At 63.5% G+C, this 16559-nt stretch carries 17 protein-coding genes; 13 read left to right on the top strand and 4 right to left on the bottom strand.

Features of this window, described 5'->3' with window-relative positions:
• The first annotated feature begins 416 nt into the window (after positions 1 to 416).
• The 5 genes from AC1RLZ_RS25810 (at position 417) to ilvC (ending at position 5577) form a co-directional block, all read left to right on the top strand.
• A complete protein-coding gene (locus AC1RLZ_RS25810; RefSeq protein WP_493190946.1) occupies positions 417 to 2195 on the top strand; it encodes an acetolactate synthase 3 large subunit in 1779 nt (592 codons plus the stop codon).
• A gap of 163 nt (positions 2196 to 2358) precedes the next feature.
• Positions 2359 to 2901, top strand: coding sequence for an acetolactate synthase small subunit (ilvN, locus tag AC1RLZ_RS25805; protein ID WP_116660748.1), 543 nt, complete (start codon positions 2359 to 2361; stop codon positions 2899 to 2901).
• Between the two features lie 20 nt (positions 2902 to 2921).
• Entirely contained in the window at positions 2922 to 3794 is an 873-nt protein-coding gene (locus AC1RLZ_RS25800; RefSeq protein ID WP_493190945.1) for an EamA family transporter, read from the top strand.
• A 7-nt stretch (positions 3795 to 3801) separates the two neighbouring features.
• Positions 3802 to 4404: a LysE family translocator gene (locus tag AC1RLZ_RS25795; protein WP_371426103.1), complete on the top strand. Its 603-nt coding sequence runs from the start codon at positions 3802 to 3804 to the stop codon at positions 4402 to 4404.
• Positions 4405 to 4557: 153 nt separating this feature from the next.
• Positions 4558 to 5577 (top strand): ketol-acid reductoisomerase, encoded by a 1020-nt coding sequence (gene ilvC / locus AC1RLZ_RS25790; RefSeq protein ID WP_089267877.1) that lies wholly within the window; start codon positions 4558 to 4560, stop codon positions 5575 to 5577.
• A 52-nt stretch (positions 5578 to 5629) separates the two neighbouring features.
• Here the strand turns inward: ilvC and AC1RLZ_RS25785 are convergent, their stop codons facing one another.
• Complete coding sequence (locus AC1RLZ_RS25785; protein WP_493190944.1) at positions 5630 to 6259, bottom strand: hypothetical protein; 630 nt, start codon at positions 6257 to 6259, stop codon at positions 5630 to 5632.
• Positions 6260 to 6370: 111 nt separating this feature from the next.
• Between AC1RLZ_RS25785 and AC1RLZ_RS25780 the strand changes: the two genes are divergently transcribed.
• The 6 genes from AC1RLZ_RS25780 to AC1RLZ_RS25755 all read left to right on the top strand — a co-directional run bounded on the left by AC1RLZ_RS25780 (position 6371) and on the right by AC1RLZ_RS25755 (position 11718).
• Positions 6371 to 7096, top strand: coding sequence for a TetR/AcrR family transcriptional regulator (locus AC1RLZ_RS25780; RefSeq protein WP_493190943.1), 726 nt, complete (start codon positions 6371 to 6373; stop codon positions 7094 to 7096).
• 38 nt (positions 7097 to 7134) lie between these two features.
• A complete protein-coding gene (locus AC1RLZ_RS25775; protein WP_493190942.1) occupies positions 7135 to 7404 on the top strand; it encodes an SDR family NAD(P)-dependent oxidoreductase in 270 nt (89 codons plus the stop codon).
• A 14-nt stretch (positions 7405 to 7418) separates the two neighbouring features.
• Positions 7419 to 7616, top strand: a complete 198-nt coding sequence (locus tag AC1RLZ_RS25770; RefSeq protein WP_493190941.1) for a hypothetical protein — start codon at positions 7419 to 7421, stop codon at positions 7614 to 7616.
• Between the two features lie 73 nt (positions 7617 to 7689).
• Positions 7690 to 8418, top strand: a complete 729-nt coding sequence (locus tag AC1RLZ_RS25765; RefSeq protein WP_493190940.1) for a FadR/GntR family transcriptional regulator — start codon at positions 7690 to 7692, stop codon at positions 8416 to 8418.
• 143 nt (positions 8419 to 8561) lie between these two features.
• Positions 8562 to 9791, top strand: coding sequence for an ABC transporter substrate-binding protein (locus AC1RLZ_RS25760; RefSeq protein ID WP_493190992.1), 1230 nt, complete (start codon positions 8562 to 8564; stop codon positions 9789 to 9791).
• Positions 9792 to 9972: 181 nt separating this feature from the next.
• Complete coding sequence (locus AC1RLZ_RS25755; protein WP_493190939.1) at positions 9973 to 11718, top strand: sulfatase-like hydrolase/transferase; 1746 nt, start codon at positions 9973 to 9975, stop codon at positions 11716 to 11718.
• A 94-nt stretch (positions 11719 to 11812) separates the two neighbouring features.
• Here AC1RLZ_RS25755 and AC1RLZ_RS25750 read toward each other — a convergent pair whose 3' ends face one another.
• Complete coding sequence (locus tag AC1RLZ_RS25750; protein WP_493190938.1) at positions 11813 to 13366, bottom strand: ABC transporter permease/substrate-binding protein; 1554 nt, start codon at positions 13364 to 13366, stop codon at positions 11813 to 11815.
• Complete coding sequence (locus AC1RLZ_RS25745) at positions 13363 to 14172, bottom strand: ATP-binding cassette domain-containing protein (RefSeq protein WP_493190937.1); 810 nt, start codon at positions 14170 to 14172, stop codon at positions 13363 to 13365. Before AC1RLZ_RS25745 ends, AC1RLZ_RS25750 begins: the two co-directional genes overlap by 4 nt.
• A 136-nt stretch (positions 14173 to 14308) precedes the next feature.
• On the opposite strand from AC1RLZ_RS25745, the gene AC1RLZ_RS25740 reads away from it, so the two are divergent.
• Complete coding sequence (locus tag AC1RLZ_RS25740) at positions 14309 to 15115, top strand: ABC transporter ATP-binding protein (protein WP_493190991.1); 807 nt, start codon at positions 14309 to 14311, stop codon at positions 15113 to 15115.
• Entirely contained in the window at positions 15112 to 15900 is a 789-nt protein-coding gene (locus AC1RLZ_RS25735; RefSeq protein WP_493190936.1) for an ABC transporter permease, read from the top strand. Before AC1RLZ_RS25740 ends, AC1RLZ_RS25735 begins: the two co-directional genes overlap by 4 nt.
• A 178-nt stretch (positions 15901 to 16078) precedes the next feature.
• Here the strand turns inward: AC1RLZ_RS25735 and AC1RLZ_RS25730 are convergent, their stop codons facing one another.
• Positions 16079 to 16540, bottom strand: a complete 462-nt coding sequence (locus AC1RLZ_RS25730) for a cupin domain-containing protein (protein WP_493190935.1) — start codon at positions 16538 to 16540, stop codon at positions 16079 to 16081.
• Between the last annotated feature and the right edge of the window lie 19 nt (positions 16541 to 16559).

Below are 16559 nucleotides of genomic sequence, written 5' to 3'. Positions count from 1 at the left end.
GCAAGGAATCCGCGCGTGCAAGTATCCGTCGTGCGGCGCGTATGTCCGCGCCAGGGCGGGGCACGAGCTGGTGCATATCTGCCCGCCCGATTTTTCCGCTCGCCGAACGCGAAAGACCCGGCTAGGCTTCGAAATCAGCGCGATCACAGCAACTTCCCTTGACATCCCCGGTTTGCTGGCTATGTTCCGCGCAAGTTATGAAAAGTCGGACTGATCCTGTGCGCAATAAAGTTACAAGCCTCCTTATTATCGTGGTACCCTGGCGCACCGCCGGGGGTAGCTGACGGCTACCCACGAACCGAGCGGTGTGCAGAGGGTCCTGAACGGGCCCTTTTTTATTGTCTGAACTTCAAGCTTTCCGAACCCCAGCGACCACCCAGACCAAGCCGCGCCGCAGAGCGCATCCGGAGCGAACCATGAGCGACAGCAAGCCCCACGATCCCAATCAGATGACCGGCGCAGCGATGATCGTGCGCGCGTTTGCGGATCACGGCGTCAAGCACATCTTCGGTTATCCCGGTGGTGCGGTGCTGCCGATCTATGACGAGATCTTTCAGCAGTCTGAGGTCGAGCACATTCTGGTCCGCCACGAGCAGGGCGCCGGCCACGCCGCCGAAGGCTATGCGCGCTCCACCGGCCTGCCGGGCGTCGTGCTGGTGACCTCGGGTCCCGGCGCCACCAATATGGTGACGCCGCTGGCTGACGCGCTGATGGATTCGATCCCGCTGGTCTGCATCACCGGCCAGGTCCCGACGCATCTGATCGGCAACGACGCGTTCCAGGAATGCGACACCGTCGGCATCACGCGGCCCTGCACCAAGCACAACTGGCTGGTCCGCGACGTCAACGATCTCGCCAAGGTGCTGCATGAAGCCTTCTATGTCGCCACCACCGGCCGTCCGGGTCCGGTCGTCGTCGACGTTCCGAAGGACGTGCAGTTCGCTACCGGCACCTATCATCCGCCGCGCAAGTCGGACGTCCATATCTCCTACGCGCCGCGCGTGAAGGGCGATGCCAACGCGATCCGCAAGGCGGTGTCGCTGCTGGCGGGTGCCAAGAAGCCGATCATCTATTCCGGCGGCGGCGTCATCAATTCGGGCCTCGCGGCCTCGAAGCTGCTGCGCGAACTGGTCGAGGTCACCGGCTTTCCGATCACCTCGACGCTGATGGGCCTCGGCGCCTATCCGGCCTCCGGCCCGAACTGGCTGGGCATGCTGGGCATGCACGGCACCTACGAAGCCAACATGGCGATGCATGATTGCGACGTCATGCTGTGCGTCGGCGCGCGTTTCGACGACCGCATCACCGGCCGTACGGACGCGTTCTCGCCGAACTCGAAGAAGATCCACATCGACATCGATCCGTCGTCGATCAACAAGAATATCCGCGTCGACATCCCGATCATCGGCGATTGCGGCAATGTGCTGGGCGACATCCTGCAGGTGTTCAAATCCGAGGCGAAGAAGCCGGACACCAAGGACTGGTGGAAGACCATCGCCACCTGGCGCGCGCGCAATTCGCTGGCCTACAAGAAAAACGACGACGTGATCCTGCCGCAATATGCGATCCAGCGGCTGTTCGAGGCGACGCGTGGTCACGACACCTATATCACAACCGAAGTCGGCCAGCATCAGATGTGGGCGGCGCAGTTCTTCGGCTTCGAGGAGCCGCATCGCTGGATGACGTCCGGCGGCCTGGGCACCATGGGCTACGGCCTGCCGGCGGCGCTGGGCGTGCAGGTCGCGCATCCGGACTCGCTGGTCATCGATATCGGCGGCGATGCCTCGGTGCAGATGACGATGCAGGAAATGTCGGCAGCCGTTCAGCATGAACTGCCGATCAAGATCTTCATCCTCAACAACCAGTATATGGGGATGGTGCGCCAGTGGCAGCAGCTGCTGCATGGCAACCGGCTGTCGCATTCCTATTCCGAGGCGCTGCCCGATTTCGTCAAGCTTGCTGAGGCCTATGGCGGCGTCGGCTTCCAGTGCAGCAAGCCCGGCGATCTCGACGGCGCGCTGCAGGAGATGATCAAGGTGAAGAAGCCGGTGCTGTTCGACTGCCGCGTCGCGGCGCTGGAGAACTGCTTCCCGATGATCCCGTCCGGCAAGGCCCATAACGAAATGCTGCTGCCGCTGGAAGCCAATGACGAAGCCACGGCTGCGGCTTTCGCGGGCGGCAAGGCGCTGGTGTGAGGCAGATAACACAGGCCCTCATCCTGAGGAGCCGCACCCTTGTGCGGCGTCTCGAAGGATGAGTGTCCAAGCTCATGGTTCGAGCCGCGCGAAGCCGCGCTCCTCACCATGAGGGATGTAACATCGTGGCGAAAGCCAAACGAGAATTCGACAGGGAACGACAATGGAACAGCCTGCCTCCGCCTATTTCATGGAAGAGCGTCACGACCCCAATGAGACGCATACGCTGACGGTGCTCGTCGCCAACGAGCCCGGCGTGCTCGCGCGCGTTATCGGGCTCTTTTCGGGCCGCGGTTACAATATCGAAAGTCTCACGGTGTCGGAGACCGAGAGCCACAAGCACGTCTCGCGCATCACCATTGTCACCACCGGCACGCCGATGGTGATCACGCAGATCAAGCATCAGCTCGATCGCATGATCCCGGTGCATCGCGTTGTCGACATGACGCTGACCGGTCGCTCCATCGAGCGTGAGCTTGCCATGGTCAAGCTGCGCGGCACTGGCGAGCATCGCGTCGAGGCGCTGCGTTTGGCCGAAGCGTTCCGTGCGCGCGTCATCGACGCCACCATCGAGAGCTTCGTGTTCGAGATCACCGGCAATACCGGCAAGATCAACCAGTTCATCGACCTGATGCGGCCGCTGGGCCTTGTCGAGGTCTCGCGGACCGGCGTGGCCGCGATCAGCCGCGGACCGGAGGGGATGTAGCCTCCGCGCGCATCGCAGTCATGAAACCCTTCGATATTGCACTGGCCGTTGCGGTGGCCGTGATCTGGGGCGTCGGCTTCGTGCTGACCCGGATGGCGGTCGACGAGATGTCGTCGACGCTGCTTACCACGCTGCGTTTCGGCATCACGGCGCTGCCGTGTCTGTTCCTGCCGAAGCCGAAACTGTCATGGCTGCTGATCGTCGCCACCAGCTGGCTGCTGGTGGCGCAGTTTCTGGCGCAGACCTATGGCTTGGCCCATGGCGTGCCGGCCGGCCTGACCGCGGTGATCGTGCAGAGCCAAGCGCTGTTCACGGTGGGCTTCGCCGCGCTGTTCCTGCGCGAGATGCCGACGGGCCAGCAGGTCGCGGGGATCGTGATCGCGATGGGCGGATTGCTGCTGATCTGCTTCACCGTCGGTTATGATTTCAGCGTGTTCGCCTTCGCGGTGCTGATGACTGCGCCGGTGAGTTTTGCCTTTTCCAATCTGCTGCTGCGGCGCGCGAAGAACGTGTCGATGCTCGATCTGTTTGCCTGGATCAGCCTTGTCGCCCTGCTGCCGCTGCTGGTCGTGCTGTTCAGCGTCGATGGCGCCAGCGCGACGTGGCACGCACTGACGCATGCATCGCTGAAGGCCTTCGCCTGTGTGCTGTTCCTCGCAGTGATCGGCACCACGCTGGGCTACTGGATCTGGGGCCGGCTGCTGCGCGATTACTCTGCGGCGCAGGTCGTGCCGTTTGCGCTGCTGGTGCCGTTCATCGGCGCGGCGGCGTCGAGCATCACCTTCGGCGAAACATTCGGACCGCTGCGGCTCGCGGGCATGATCGTCGTCGTCTGCGGCATTGCCGTGATGCTGCTGTCGAAGCGCCCGCCCGCGCTCGTCGAAGTGGCGTGAGGCGGACATGTCGCAGCAACTCTTCTACGCATTCCTGGTCTTTGCAGTCGTGATGTTCTTCACGCCCGGTCCCAACAACATCATGCTGCTGGCGTCCGGTTTGAACTTCGGATTCCGCCGCACGCTGCCGCATATGGCCGGTGTGACCTTCGGCTTTGCGTTCATGGTGGGTGTCACCGGTATCGGTCTCGGAGCAGTGTTTGCCTCCGTTCCCGTTTTGCAGACCATCCTGAAATATAGCGGTGCGGCCTATCTGGTTTATCTCGCAGTTGCGATAGCGCGCTCCGGCCCGCCGGATCCGGGCGAGGCGGAGACACGCCGGCCGATGACCTTCATCGGGGCGGCGCTGTTTCAATGGGTGAATGTGAAGGGGTGGGTGATGGCCATCGGCACCATCACGGCCTATGCCGCGGTCGCCAGCTATCCGTGGAACGTGTGCGTGCAGGTGGCGGTATCCGTGGCTATGGGGGGCCTGTCATCGGGCGCCTGGGCGCTGTCGGGCAGTGCCCTGCAATCGCTGGTCAAATCGCCGCGGGCGGTCCGGGTGTTCAACATCACCATGGCGTTGCTTCTGATCGCCTCCCTGTATCCCGTGCTGGTCGAGCTATGAGCCCGACGCGCAGCGCAAAATCACCGTCGCGGGCTTGTCTCGCGGCACCCGTCGCCCTAGAAACCGGCGGCAATTCATGGTCATCCACCACGCGGTGGTGACCCGTTCGAACGGGCAGCTTTGAAATATAGTTGCTGAAGAGAGGAAATACCCATGCGAGTTTATTACGATCGCGACGCCGACCTGAACCTGATCAAGGGCAAGAAGGTCTGCATCGTCGGCTACGGCAGCCAGGGCCATGCCCATGCGCTGAACCTCAAGGACTCCGGCGTCAAGGACGTCGTGATCGCGCTCCGCAAGGGCTCGGCCACCGCGAAGAAGGCGGAAGCCGCCGGCTTCAAGGTGATGGAAGTCGCCGAGGCCGCCAAGTGGGCCGACCTGATGATGATGCTCACCCCCGACGAATTGCAGGGCGACATCTATCGCGACCACATGCACGACAACATGAAGAAGGGCGCAGCGCTCGTCTTCGCTCACGGCCTCAACGTGCACTTCAACCTGCTCGATCCGCGCGAAGATCTCGACGTGCTGATGATCGCGCCGAAGGGCCCGGGCCACACCGTGCGTTCGGAATATCAGCGCGGCGGCGGCGTGCCCTGCCTGATCGCGGTTCACAAGGACGTCTCGGGCAATGCCCATGACCTCGGTCTGTCCTACGCTTCGGCAGTGGGCGGCGGCCGCGCCGGCATCATCGAGACCTCGTTCAAGGAAGAGTGCGAAACCGATCTGTTCGGCGAGCAGGCCGTTCTCTGCGGCGGCACCGTCGAACTGATCCGCGCCGGTTTCGAGACGCTGGTGGAAGCCGGCTACGCGCCGGAAATGGCTTACTTCGAGTGCCTGCACGAACTGAAGCTGATCGTCGACCTGATCTATGAAGGCGGCATCGCCAACATGAACTACTCGATCTCCAACACCGCGGAATACGGCGAATACGTCACCGGCCCGCGCATCGTCACCTCGGAAACCAAGGCCGAGATGAAGCGCGTGCTCACCGACATCCAGTCGGGCAAGTTCGCGCGCGACTGGATGCTGGAAAACAAGGTCAACCAGGCCTCGTTCAAGGCAACCCGCCAGCGCAACAACGCGCATCCGATCGAGGAAGTGGGCGCCAAGCTCCGCGACATGATGCCGTGGATCAAGGAAAAGGCGCTGGTCGACAAGACCAAGAACTAAGCGCTTTTCACATCGCAGCTACCAACGGGATCGCGGCAACGCGGTCCCGTTTTTAGTTTGCAGACAACGCCACGCGCGCCCGACGGCGCTTCAGCACGGCCGCCGCGATCCTGAGCGCCATCACCACAATCAACGGCATCAGGAACCAGACATAGTTCGGCATTTGCGGGATGCGCATGCCGAAGCTGACCATGAACTGAAACCAGAGATAATAGATGCCGCTCGTGTGCAGGATGCGCCATGCGCGCGGGCCGATCGCCGCCGCCGTCTGGTCAAATGACGTTGCCGCCATCGCGATAATGAAGGCGTAGCCGATACCGCCGAAGATGTAGGAGGCGGGCGTCGTTGCCGCGGCGTAGTCAGCAGGCGCCATCACGGCGAAGCAGATAATGGCGACGGCATGGATGGCATGGGACGCCGCGAAGGTCAGGCCGAGGGTGCGGCGGTTCCGCCGCAGCCAGCGCGTGCCGGATGTCGGCCAGAGCAGGGCGAGTGCGGATGCTGCGAAAGCGAGGCAGAAGAACAGCAGCGAGCTGCGCGCCGTGAAGCGGATCGCCATCCTGATGCCGTCGACCTCGAAGCCGCGCATGCCGGCGATCCAGATGCTGAGCGCGGTGAGGACCAGCGTCAGTATGGCGAGCAGGTGCCAGCCTTCGAACCAGTTGCGACGATCCCGTGTCATGACGTTCCCCTGTATTGCTATATGTAATCACCAGTTACATTCGGTGCGGCCGATCCAGTCAATTGTGTAATCGGTGATTACATTCACGATACGGTGATGCTATGCTGGGGCATGTCCAGGTCCGCAAAGCCGCCGCCGTCCAGATCAGCGCCAAAGTCGCCGGTTCGAAAACGAGCCATTCAGTCATCCGCCGCGCCGCGCGCTGCCAAAGGTCGAACGCCGTCGCCGAGGACCTATCACCACGGCGATCTGCGCCGTGTGCTGATTGCGGCGGCGCTTGAACTCGCGGAGGAGGGCGGTGCGGATGCCGTCAGTGTGCGTGAGGCCGCGCGCCGCGCCGGGGTGTCGCCGGGGGCGCCGTTCCGGCACTTCCCCAGCCGCAATGACCTGATGAGCGCGGTGGCGGAAGAGGCACAGCGCCGTTTCCGTAGTGCGATTGCTGCCGCGATCGCCGAAACGTCTTCCGAGGATCCGCTGGTTCGGTTTCGCGCGTTTGGTCTGGCCTATCTGCGCTGGGCGATGAAAAATCCCGCGCATTTCGAGGTGATCTCGAGCGGAAAGTATTTTGCCCATGACCAGTCGTCGGCAGTGCGCGAGGACAATGCCGAACTGATCGACATAACCGGGCAATTGCTCGGTGATGCGCAGGACAGGGGCCAGTTGCGCTCCGCGGATCTGCGCATCATGAAGATCGCAGGTCGCGCAATGGTCTACGGCTTTGCCCGCATGAATATCGACGGGCATTTTCCGCGCTGGGGTGTCGCGGATGCCGAGGCAGATCAGATGGCCGAGGCGATCATCACGCTGTTCGTTGATGGGATCGCAAAGCCTGTCTGAAGAGCGATTGCGTCGAATATTCATCGAACCTGCGCGGCTTGCTGTCGCAGATCGACAAGTCTCAGGTGCTTTTCATGCGATCCATCGTCATCACCGGCGTCTCCACGGGCATCGGCCATACCACCGCGAAGCTTCTGCTGGAGCGCGGTTTTCGCGTGTTCGGCAGCGTGCGCAGACAGGTCCATGCAGAGCGCTTGCAAGCCGAGTTCGGCGCGAACTTCGTCCCGCTGCTGTTCGATGTCACGGATGATGCCGTGAGGCCGCCGACATGGCGCGCTTCGCGAATTCGCCATTCCTGCCGGCGCTGACGAGGCTCCGTACCATGCTGCTCAAGCTCGGGCGGATCGGGCTGTCGCCGGAGATGATCGCCGCGCGGGTTTACCGGGCACTGACCGCATCCCGCTCCAGGGCACGCGTGGTGGCATCGCCGCAGCCGGTCCAGACATGGATTGCTTGCCGCCTGCCGCGGCGCTGGCTGGATGCGATCATGGCGAAGCAGTTGGGATTACAGCTCAAATAGCGGGGCCATTTGTCGCCTCGACAGCGCGGCCAAAATCGCCTAACTGGTCCTACCAGATTGGTAGGGTCAATTCATGCTTGCCACCGTCAGCACCGAAACCTCCGACGCCGTTCGGAAAACGCTCGAATTCGTCCGGCATCACCGGCTTGCGAAAGGCGACCGGCTGCCGTCGGAGCGGGATCTGTCGGAGCGGTTCGGCGTGACGCGGGGGTCTGTCCGCGAGGCGCTGGCGGTGCTCGATGCCATGCGCCTCACCGAGCGGAAGCCCAAATCGGGCATCTATCTGCGCAACGCGCTGGAAGACAGCGGGCTCGATGTGCTGGTGCTGCAGGCCGATCTCGGGCTGCCCTTCGATGCGCAGGTGACCCGTGATGTCACCGAGGCCAGAATCCTGTGCGAGGAACAGGCGTTCCGCCTGGCCTGCCAGCGCCGCACCGACGCCGATCTCGCGAAGCTGCATCAGCTGCTCGATACCTATGCGGCGCTCGTCGCCAATGGCAGCAATCTCGCCGACGAGGACGTCGCATTCCATCTCGCCGTGGTCGCGGCCAGCCAGAATCGCGTGCTGGTGCGCACGCTGACGCCGCTGATGCTGATGAGCACGCGCTGGCGCCGTCGCTATTTCGGCTCCGCAGAGATCCGCCAGCGCTCGCTCATCGATCATCGCGCCTTCGTCGCCGCTATCGCAGCGCGCGACGAAGCGACAGCCACGATGCTGGTGCATCGCCACGTGCAGACCGCAGCCGAAGACGTGCGGGCGCTGGCCGAGCAGGGCGCTACGGACTCCGTCATCAAGGATTGATCGCGAACGACACAAGCACCTGACGAGCCGCACAACAATCCCGACCAACGGGAAGGCTCAGATCGAATACGGCAACGGCCGTAGCGGTAACCACCGCAAGCACTGGAAACGCAAAACAAGGACGTATGATGCGTATGAAGACGATTGCCATGACTGCAACCTCGATGGCCGCTTGTGCGGTGGCTGTCGTAATGGCCGCAAGCCCGGCACTGGCGCAGGAGAAATATGGCCCCGGCGCCTCTGACACCGAAATCAAGATCGGCAACACCGTGCCCTATAGCGGTCCGGCTTCGGCCTATGGCATTCTCGGCAAGTCCTACGCGGCCTATTTCAAGAAGATCAACGATGAGGGCGGCATCAACGGCCGCAAGATCGTGTTCATCTCCTATGACGATGCCTATTCGCCGCCGAAGACCGTGGAGCAGACGCGCAAGCTGGTCGAGAGCGACGAGGTGATGGCGATCGTCGGCAATGTCGGCACCGCCGCGAATGCCGCGATCCAGAAATACGTCAACGCCAAGAAGACGCCGCAGCTCTTCCTCGCGACCGGCGCCACGCGCTGGAACGATCCGAAGCAGTTTCCCTGGACCATGGGCTGGCTGCCGAGCTATCACGCCGAAGCCGCGGCCTATGCGAAGTATCTCCTGAAGGAGAAGCCCGATGCCAGGATCGGCGTGTTCTATCAGAACGATGATTTCGGCAAGGACTACGTGAAGGGTCTGAAGGAAGGCCTCGGCGACAAGGCCGCAACGATGATCGTGATGGAAACCAGCTATGAGGTGTCCGAGCCGACCGTCGACTCCCACATCGTCAAGCTGAAGGCTGCCGGCGTCGACACGATGTTCTCCTTCGCGACCGGCAAGTTCGCCGCGCAGTCGATCAAGAAGGTTGCCGAGCTCGGCTGGAAGCCGCTGCATATCGTGCCGAATGCGAGTTCGTCGGTGGGCACCGTGCTGCGCCCGGCCGGGCTCGAAAACGCCCAGGACATCGTCTCGGCGACCTTCGCCAAGGATCCGACCGACGCGCAATGGAAGGACGATCCGGGCATGAAGAACTTCCATGCCTATGTCGAGAAGTACATTCCGGAAGGGAAGGCGATGGAGAGCACCGTGCTGTCCGGATACAGCATCGCCCAGACCATGGTCGAGGCGCTGCGCCTATGCGGCGACGATCTCACCCATGAGAACCTGATGAAGCAGGCGGCCAACCTGAAGGGCCTGCAGCTCGACGGACTGCTGCCGGGCGTGACGGTCAACACCAGCCCGACCGATTTCTCGCCCATCGACCAGTTCCAGATGATGAGCTTCAAGGGCGAGCGCTGGGAGCGCTTCGGCGAGATCATCAAGGGCGAGACGCCGACCGCAGTGCGGTAGGCAAGGGATGACGACGGGCAGGCGGCGCCCGGACCGGCACCGCCTGCGTCGAAAGGTTCATTGTCCGTTCATGACGTTTGTATTACGATTTTGTGACATTCCGCAGGGTCCGGGCGCGGCGTGAGCCGGCTGGCCGTTGCCAGACAGGGCAGTCTTCTTGCCGGGTGTTCGCAGGCAAGCCATGCTGCCGTCGCCGATCTCCACCTCTCCGGCGCAAGCCGGCCGCCGCTTCAGGGAGCGATTGGCGGTCGCTTGGCAATATGCCCGGCACCGGCCGCTGCGCGCGGCGCTGATCGCCGCGATCCATGCCCTCGCGATCTATGTTCTCGCCTCGGTCGAATACGGCCCGTTCGCCATGACGCTGGCGCTGCTCACCTGGGCCTTGCTGAACTTCCTGTTCCTCGCGCTGTTCAAGCGGCCCGGCGTCAGTGCGGTGCTGTCGCTGCTGCTGGTCACGGTGCTGATCGTGCTGTCGCAATTCAAGTTCGGCATCACGCAGTTGACGCTGACCTTCCTCGATTTCCTGATCATCGATCGCGACACGATCTCGTTTCTGCATTCGATCTTCCCGCAACTGCGCACCTGGCTGCTGATCGCGGCAGCCGTGGCGCTGCCGATCCTGTGGCTGATCTGGCGCGCCGATCCGTTCCGCCTGCGCCGCCGCAGCGCGCTGGCCTGTGCAGGCATCTGCCTGGCGGGGATCGTCGGCCTGTCGGCGGCCAATCCCGAGAAACCATGGGAGCCGTTCCAGGGCGTCAATCACATTTCCAATCTGGCGCGTTCCGGCGTCGTCTCGGTGTCGCATCTGACGGCGACCGGCTGGATCGAGGCGGATTCCAAGAGCCTCGTGAGTTCGGCGCTGGCATCGCCGATGACCACCTGCGAGCCCGGTGTGAAGCGGCCGAATATCGTGATGGTGCTGGACGAGTCGTCCTTCGACATCTCGGCGGCGCCCGGCATCAAGGTGCCGGCCGGCTATCATGATTACTTCAAATCCGCGGACGGCCAGCAGCGCGCGCTGATCACCGAATCCAGCGGCGGGCCGACCTGGTACACCGAGTTCAACATCTTCACCGGCTTGTCGGCCCGCTCGTTCGGCGCGCTGAGATTCTATGTGACCCGCATCGCCGCCGGGAAGATCTCACGCGGCCTGCCGCAGGCGCTGCAGCGCTGCGGCTACAAGACCTTCTCGCTCTATCCGACCTACGGCAATTTCCTCAGCGCCCGCAGCTTCCAGCAGGGCGCCGGCATCGATGGCTTCATCGACATGGCGGCGATGGGCGTCAGCGAGGACATGCAGCCCGACAGATTCTATTTCGATCAGGCCAGGGATCTCATCGCGCGCGAGAGCAAGACCGACCAGCCGGTCTTCGTGCTGGTCTATCTCACCGCCAATCATTTTCCGTGGACGACGACCTATCGCGACGACCTGACGCCCGCCGGCTGGCAGGCGTCGGGCAATACGGCCGAGGCGGATGAGTATATCCGCCGCCAGGCCATGACGGCTGCGGACTACAAGGGCTTCGTGGCGCAGCTGAAGAAGGATCATCCGGCCGAGCCGTTCCTGCTGGTGCGGTTCGGTGATCACCAGCCGGCGATTGCGCAGAAGCTGCTCGAGCCCGAGCTGCCGCAGCCGCAGCGCGCCGACCGGATCATGACGCATGATATCAGATACTATACGACCTATTATGCCATCGATGCGCTGAACTACCGGCCTGACCTGTCATCGGCGCTGCCGGTGCTCGATGCTGCCTATCTGCCGCTCATGGTGCAGGAGGCCGCACGCGTGCCGCTCGATCCGTCCTTTGTCGAGCAGAAGAAGATCATGCTCCGCTGCAAGGGCGTGTTCTATGGCTGCAAGGGCGGCGATGAAGCCAGCCGGTTCAACCGATGGCTGATCGATGCGGGGTTGATCAAGGATCTGTAAACGCGCGTGTGGCGCGTCGGATGGGTCGAGCGCAGCGAAACCCATCGGCAGAGCGGGCTGCAGTGATGGGTTTCGCGAAGACGCTCTACCCATCCTACTTCTTCCCCATCTTCTCCCACATCCACCGCGCCACGCTCTCCGGCGAGCTCGTCGCATCATTGCCGGACGCGCGCAGGTTGGCCTCGCGCATCAGCGGCAGATCGATCTTGCCCAGCAATGGTTGCAGGGCCGCGCGCAGCTCGCCCGCGCGTTTCGGCGCCAGCAGCATGATCGCGTCATAGGGGGGGATCGCGCGTCTGGGATCATCCAGCACCACGAGATCATATTTCGCGATCAGTCCGTCGCTGGTGTAGCCGGCGATGACATCGACCTCGCCGGAGGCGACGGCGGCATACATGAAATCAGGCTGCATGGTGCGCTGGGTCTTGAAGGACAGGCCATAGGCCGCCTTCAACCCCGCCCATTCCGGCCGTGAGAAGAATTCGTAGTCGCCGGCAATGGTCATGGTGCCGCTCAGCGCCGCGAGATCGGCTGCAGTCTTGATCCCGAGCGCCTGCGCCTTTGTGCGCGGCATCACGAGCGCATAGGCGTTGGCGAAACCGAGTTCGCCGAACAGCGTGATATTGGCTTTCGCCAGCGTCGTCTTCAGTTCGGTGAGCAACTGTTCGCGCGGCAGGATCTCGCTGCGATGAAACTGATTGGCCCATAGCGTGCCGGAATAATCCACGTAGACATCGATATCGCCCGAGACCAGCGCATCATAGATGACGCTGGAGCCGAGGCCCTGCCGCGTGGAGGTCGCGAGCCCGGCGGCCTGCAGGCGCTGCGACATCAGCGCCGCCAGCACATATTGTTCGGTGAAGGTCTTCGCGCCGACCACGATGCGTGTGCCGGAGCGAGCAAAACTCGGTGCCAGTGTCACGATCACCAGCGCGGCGATCCCGAATATGCCGATGGCGGTGCGGATACGGCTGCGCAGGCGGATGCCGGTTTCGATCAGCGCCAGCAATTGATCGACGGCCAGCGCAAGAACTGCTGCGGCGATGCAGCCGAAGATCACCAGCACCCAGTTCTGGGTCTGCAGGCCCGCGAAGATGTAGTTGCCCAGGCTGGTCTGGCCGATCGGCGTCGACAGCGTCGCGGTGCCGATCACCCACACCGCGGAGGTGCGGATGCCGGCCATGATCACGGGGAGCGCCAGCGGCAATTCCACCATGGTCAGCGATTGCCGCGGCGTCATGCCGACGCCTTGCGCGGCTTCGGTGAGGGCAGGATCGACTCCGTTCAATCCCGTGATGGTGTTGCGCAGCACCGGCAGCATCGAATACAGCGCCAGCGCCAGCACCGCGGGCAGGAAGCCGAAGGCCGAGAAGCTGACGCCGAGATATTGCAGTGACAGCGCCGCAAGTGCGAGCAGCAGCGGGTAGAACAGCGCAAGCAGTGCCAGCCCGGGCACCGTCTGCACGATACTGGCGATGCCGAGCAGCGCGCCGCGCATCACCGGGCGATGCCGCGCGATGATCGCCAGCGGCAGGCTGATGGCGAGACCGAGCGCCAGCGCGGCGAGGCTGACGCGGACATGATTGCCGAGATAATCCGGCAGATGGCCGAGCGCGTCGCTCCAGCGCGGATCGCTGAACAGGCTCATGTCGCATTGCCTTGGGGCGGGGCGCCATTCTTTGGCAGCAACATCTGAAGCCGCTTTGCCTGCCGACGCGGCGTGCCGAGCAACTCGCCGACATAGGGATCAGCGCTTTTGGACAACTCGGTGGGCGTGCCTTGCGCGAGTAATTTGCCCGAGCGCATCACCGCGACGCGGTCCGCCAGCAGGATCGCTTCCGTCATGTCATGGGTAATCATGATGGTGGTGAGCTTGAGCGTGCGATGCAGGTCGCGAAAATCGTCGCCGAGCGCATCGCGGGTCAGCGGATCGAGCGCACCGAAGGGCTCGTCCATCAGCACGATGCGTGGCCTGGCCGCCAGCGCACGCGCAACGCCGACGCGCTGGCGCTGGCCGCCGGAGAGCTCGTGCGGGAAACGATCGCGATGCTGGTTGCGATCGAGGCGCACGAGATCGAGCAGTTCGTCGACGCGATCCGCGATCTCCCTGGGCGGGGTGCCGAGCAGTCTGGGCGTGATGCCGATATTGTCTTTGATGCTCATATGCGGAAACAGCCCGCCGCTCTGGAACACGTAGCCGATACGCCGGCGAAGTTCGATCGGGTCGACCTGCGCGATGTCCTCGCCGGCGATGATGATGCTGCCCGCGTCCGGCACGATCAGCCGGTTGGCCAGCCGCATCAGCGTGGTCTTGCCGGAGCCGGAATTGCCGACCACCGCGAGGAACTCGCCCTCGGCAACGTCGAGCGAAACGTCATCGACGGCGTTGACGGCCCCGCCGTCGAAGCTCTTGCTGACATGCTGGAAGGTGATCAGGGGGGCAGCGGAGGTCATGTCCCGGACTATCACAGCCGTGGCGACCCACCAAGCTCGGCCGGCCGTTGAATTGTCGGCCTCGCAGCGCTAAGCCAGTGCCTGACCAAAAACACTCTGGGGAACGCGCGTGCAGGCAGGTGGAGCCGCGGCATCGATGGCGGTGGCGCTTGATGACGCGACAGTGGCATTCGGCGTCGCCGACAATCGCATCTATACGGCGGTGGAGAAGGCGACGCTGCGGGTGGCGGATGGCGAATTCGTAGCCATTGTTGGACCGACCGGCTGCGGCAAATCCACCTTGCTCAATGTCGCCGCCGGGTTGCTCGCACCGGCCTCCGGCACCGTCCGGATTTTCGATCAGCCATTGAACGGTTTGAACGCACAGGCCGGCTACCTGTTTCAGGCCGATGCGCTATTTCCCTGGAAGACCGCGCTCGACAATGTCGCCATCGGGCTGGAGATCGCCGGCGTTGCGCGCGCCGAGGCGCTGGCGCGGGCGCAGGACTGGCTCACGTCGGTCGGCCTCGGCGCCTTCGCGGGCCGCTATCCGCATATGCTGTCGGGCGGCCAGCGCAAGCGCGTCGGTCTTGCGCAGGTGCTGATCCGCAATCCGAAGATCCTGCTGATGGACGAGCCGTTCGGTCCGCTCGATGCGCAGACCCGGCAGGTGATGGGCAACCTGCTGCTGGATCTGTGGAGCAGGGATCGCAAGGCGGTGCTGTTCGTCACCCACGATCTCGAAGAAGCGATCGCGCTGGCCGACCGCGTCGTCATCATGTCGGCGGGGCCGGGCTCGCGCATCATCGGCGACTGGAAAGTGCCGTTGCCGCGGCCGCGCGATATTTTCGAGGTGCGGCTCGACAAGGATTTTCACGCGCTTCACCGCGAGATCTGGAGCGTGCTGAAGGACGAGGTGATGAAGGGCTATGCGCAGTCGTCCGGCGTGGGAGCCGCGTCATGACGCGGCCTGTGCTGCTGCTGTGTCAGGTGCTGGTTGCCGTGGTCGTCATCGGGCTGTGGCATCTGCTCACCACCGTGCCGGTGTTGGGCCGCATCCTGTTGCCGCCGTTCTTCTTCTCAAATCCCTGGGATGTCGGCAGCCAGATCTACAGCTGGTTCGCATCAGGCATTATCTGGAAGCACCTCGGCATCACGCTGCTGGAGTCGGTGCTGGCCTTTGTCATCGGCTCCACACTGGGCGTGTTGGTCGGTTTCTGGTTTGCCCGCCAGCCGCGGCTCGCCGCGATCTTCGATCCCTATGTGAAGATGGCCAATGCGCTGCCGCGCGTGGTGCTGGCGCCGATCTTCGCGCTGTGGCTCGGGCTCGGTATCTGGTCGAAGGTGGCGCTCGGCGTCACGCTGGTATTCTTCATCGTCTTCTTCAACGTCTATCAGGGCGTCAAGGAAGTCAGCCCCACGGTGCTCGCCAATGGCCGCATGCTGGGCATGAGCGAGCGGCAGTTGATGCGCCACGTGTTCTGGCCATCGGCACTGTCATGGATGTTCTCGTCGCTGCATACCGCCGTGGGCTTTGCGGTCGTCGGCGCCGTGGTCGGCGAATATCTCGGCTCGGCGGCCGGGCTGGGTTACGTGATCCAGCAGGCGGAGGGCACGTTCGATGTGGCCGGCGTGTTCGCGGGGATGTTCGTGCTGTCGGCGTTTGTGATCGCCATCGATGTGCTGGTGACGATGGTCGAGAAACGGTTGCTGGTGTGGAAACCGGTGACGAGTGATGGGCGGAGCTGAGAGGTTCCTCGCTCCGCTTGGGGGGAGAGGGTGGCTCGCATGACCGAAGGTCATTCGAGACGGGTGAGGGGAAGCCAGCGCGTGAAACACTGGCTCGCCCTCACCCGGATCACGCGCTGTCGCTTGTGATCCGACCTCTCCCCGCTTGCGGGGAGAGGTTAAGCAGGAGCGTCGCTACCTACGGCAGGACCTTGGTATCATCCGGCGCCTGCGGCGGGGTCTTGATGGCGATGGCGCGGAACGGCTTGCCTTCGGGCTTGGTGCCGCCATGGGGCGTGCCCTTGGGGATGATGATGAGGTCGCCGGCCTTGACCGGCACTTCCTTGTCTCCGAGCCACACCGTGCCGGTGCCTTCCAGAATGTACTGGATCTCATTGGTGTTGGGATGCATGTGCTTCACCACATTGCCGTCCTGTACCGAGATGGTCGCGCCGTCGGCGGACATGAACATCTTCGAGCGGAAGCCGGTGGGCGAGGCGGGTCCCAGTGCGTCGCCCGTGAGTTCGGGGACGTGGATGACCTGAGCGGTGATGTTTTCTGCAGCCTGTGCCGGCGTGATGCCCTCGGGCACGAGATGCGTGATGAGGCAGCCGGCGGCGAAAGCGGCCGTGATGGAGAGTGTCGCGGTAATGCGCTTCATGAACGTTCCCCCTGGATGA

Source organism: Tardiphaga sp. GW822-FHT04G09, from assembly GCF_058800725.1.
The sequence above is the reverse complement of the archived record's forward strand: the minus strand, read 5'-3'. Positions and strand labels throughout refer to the sequence as shown.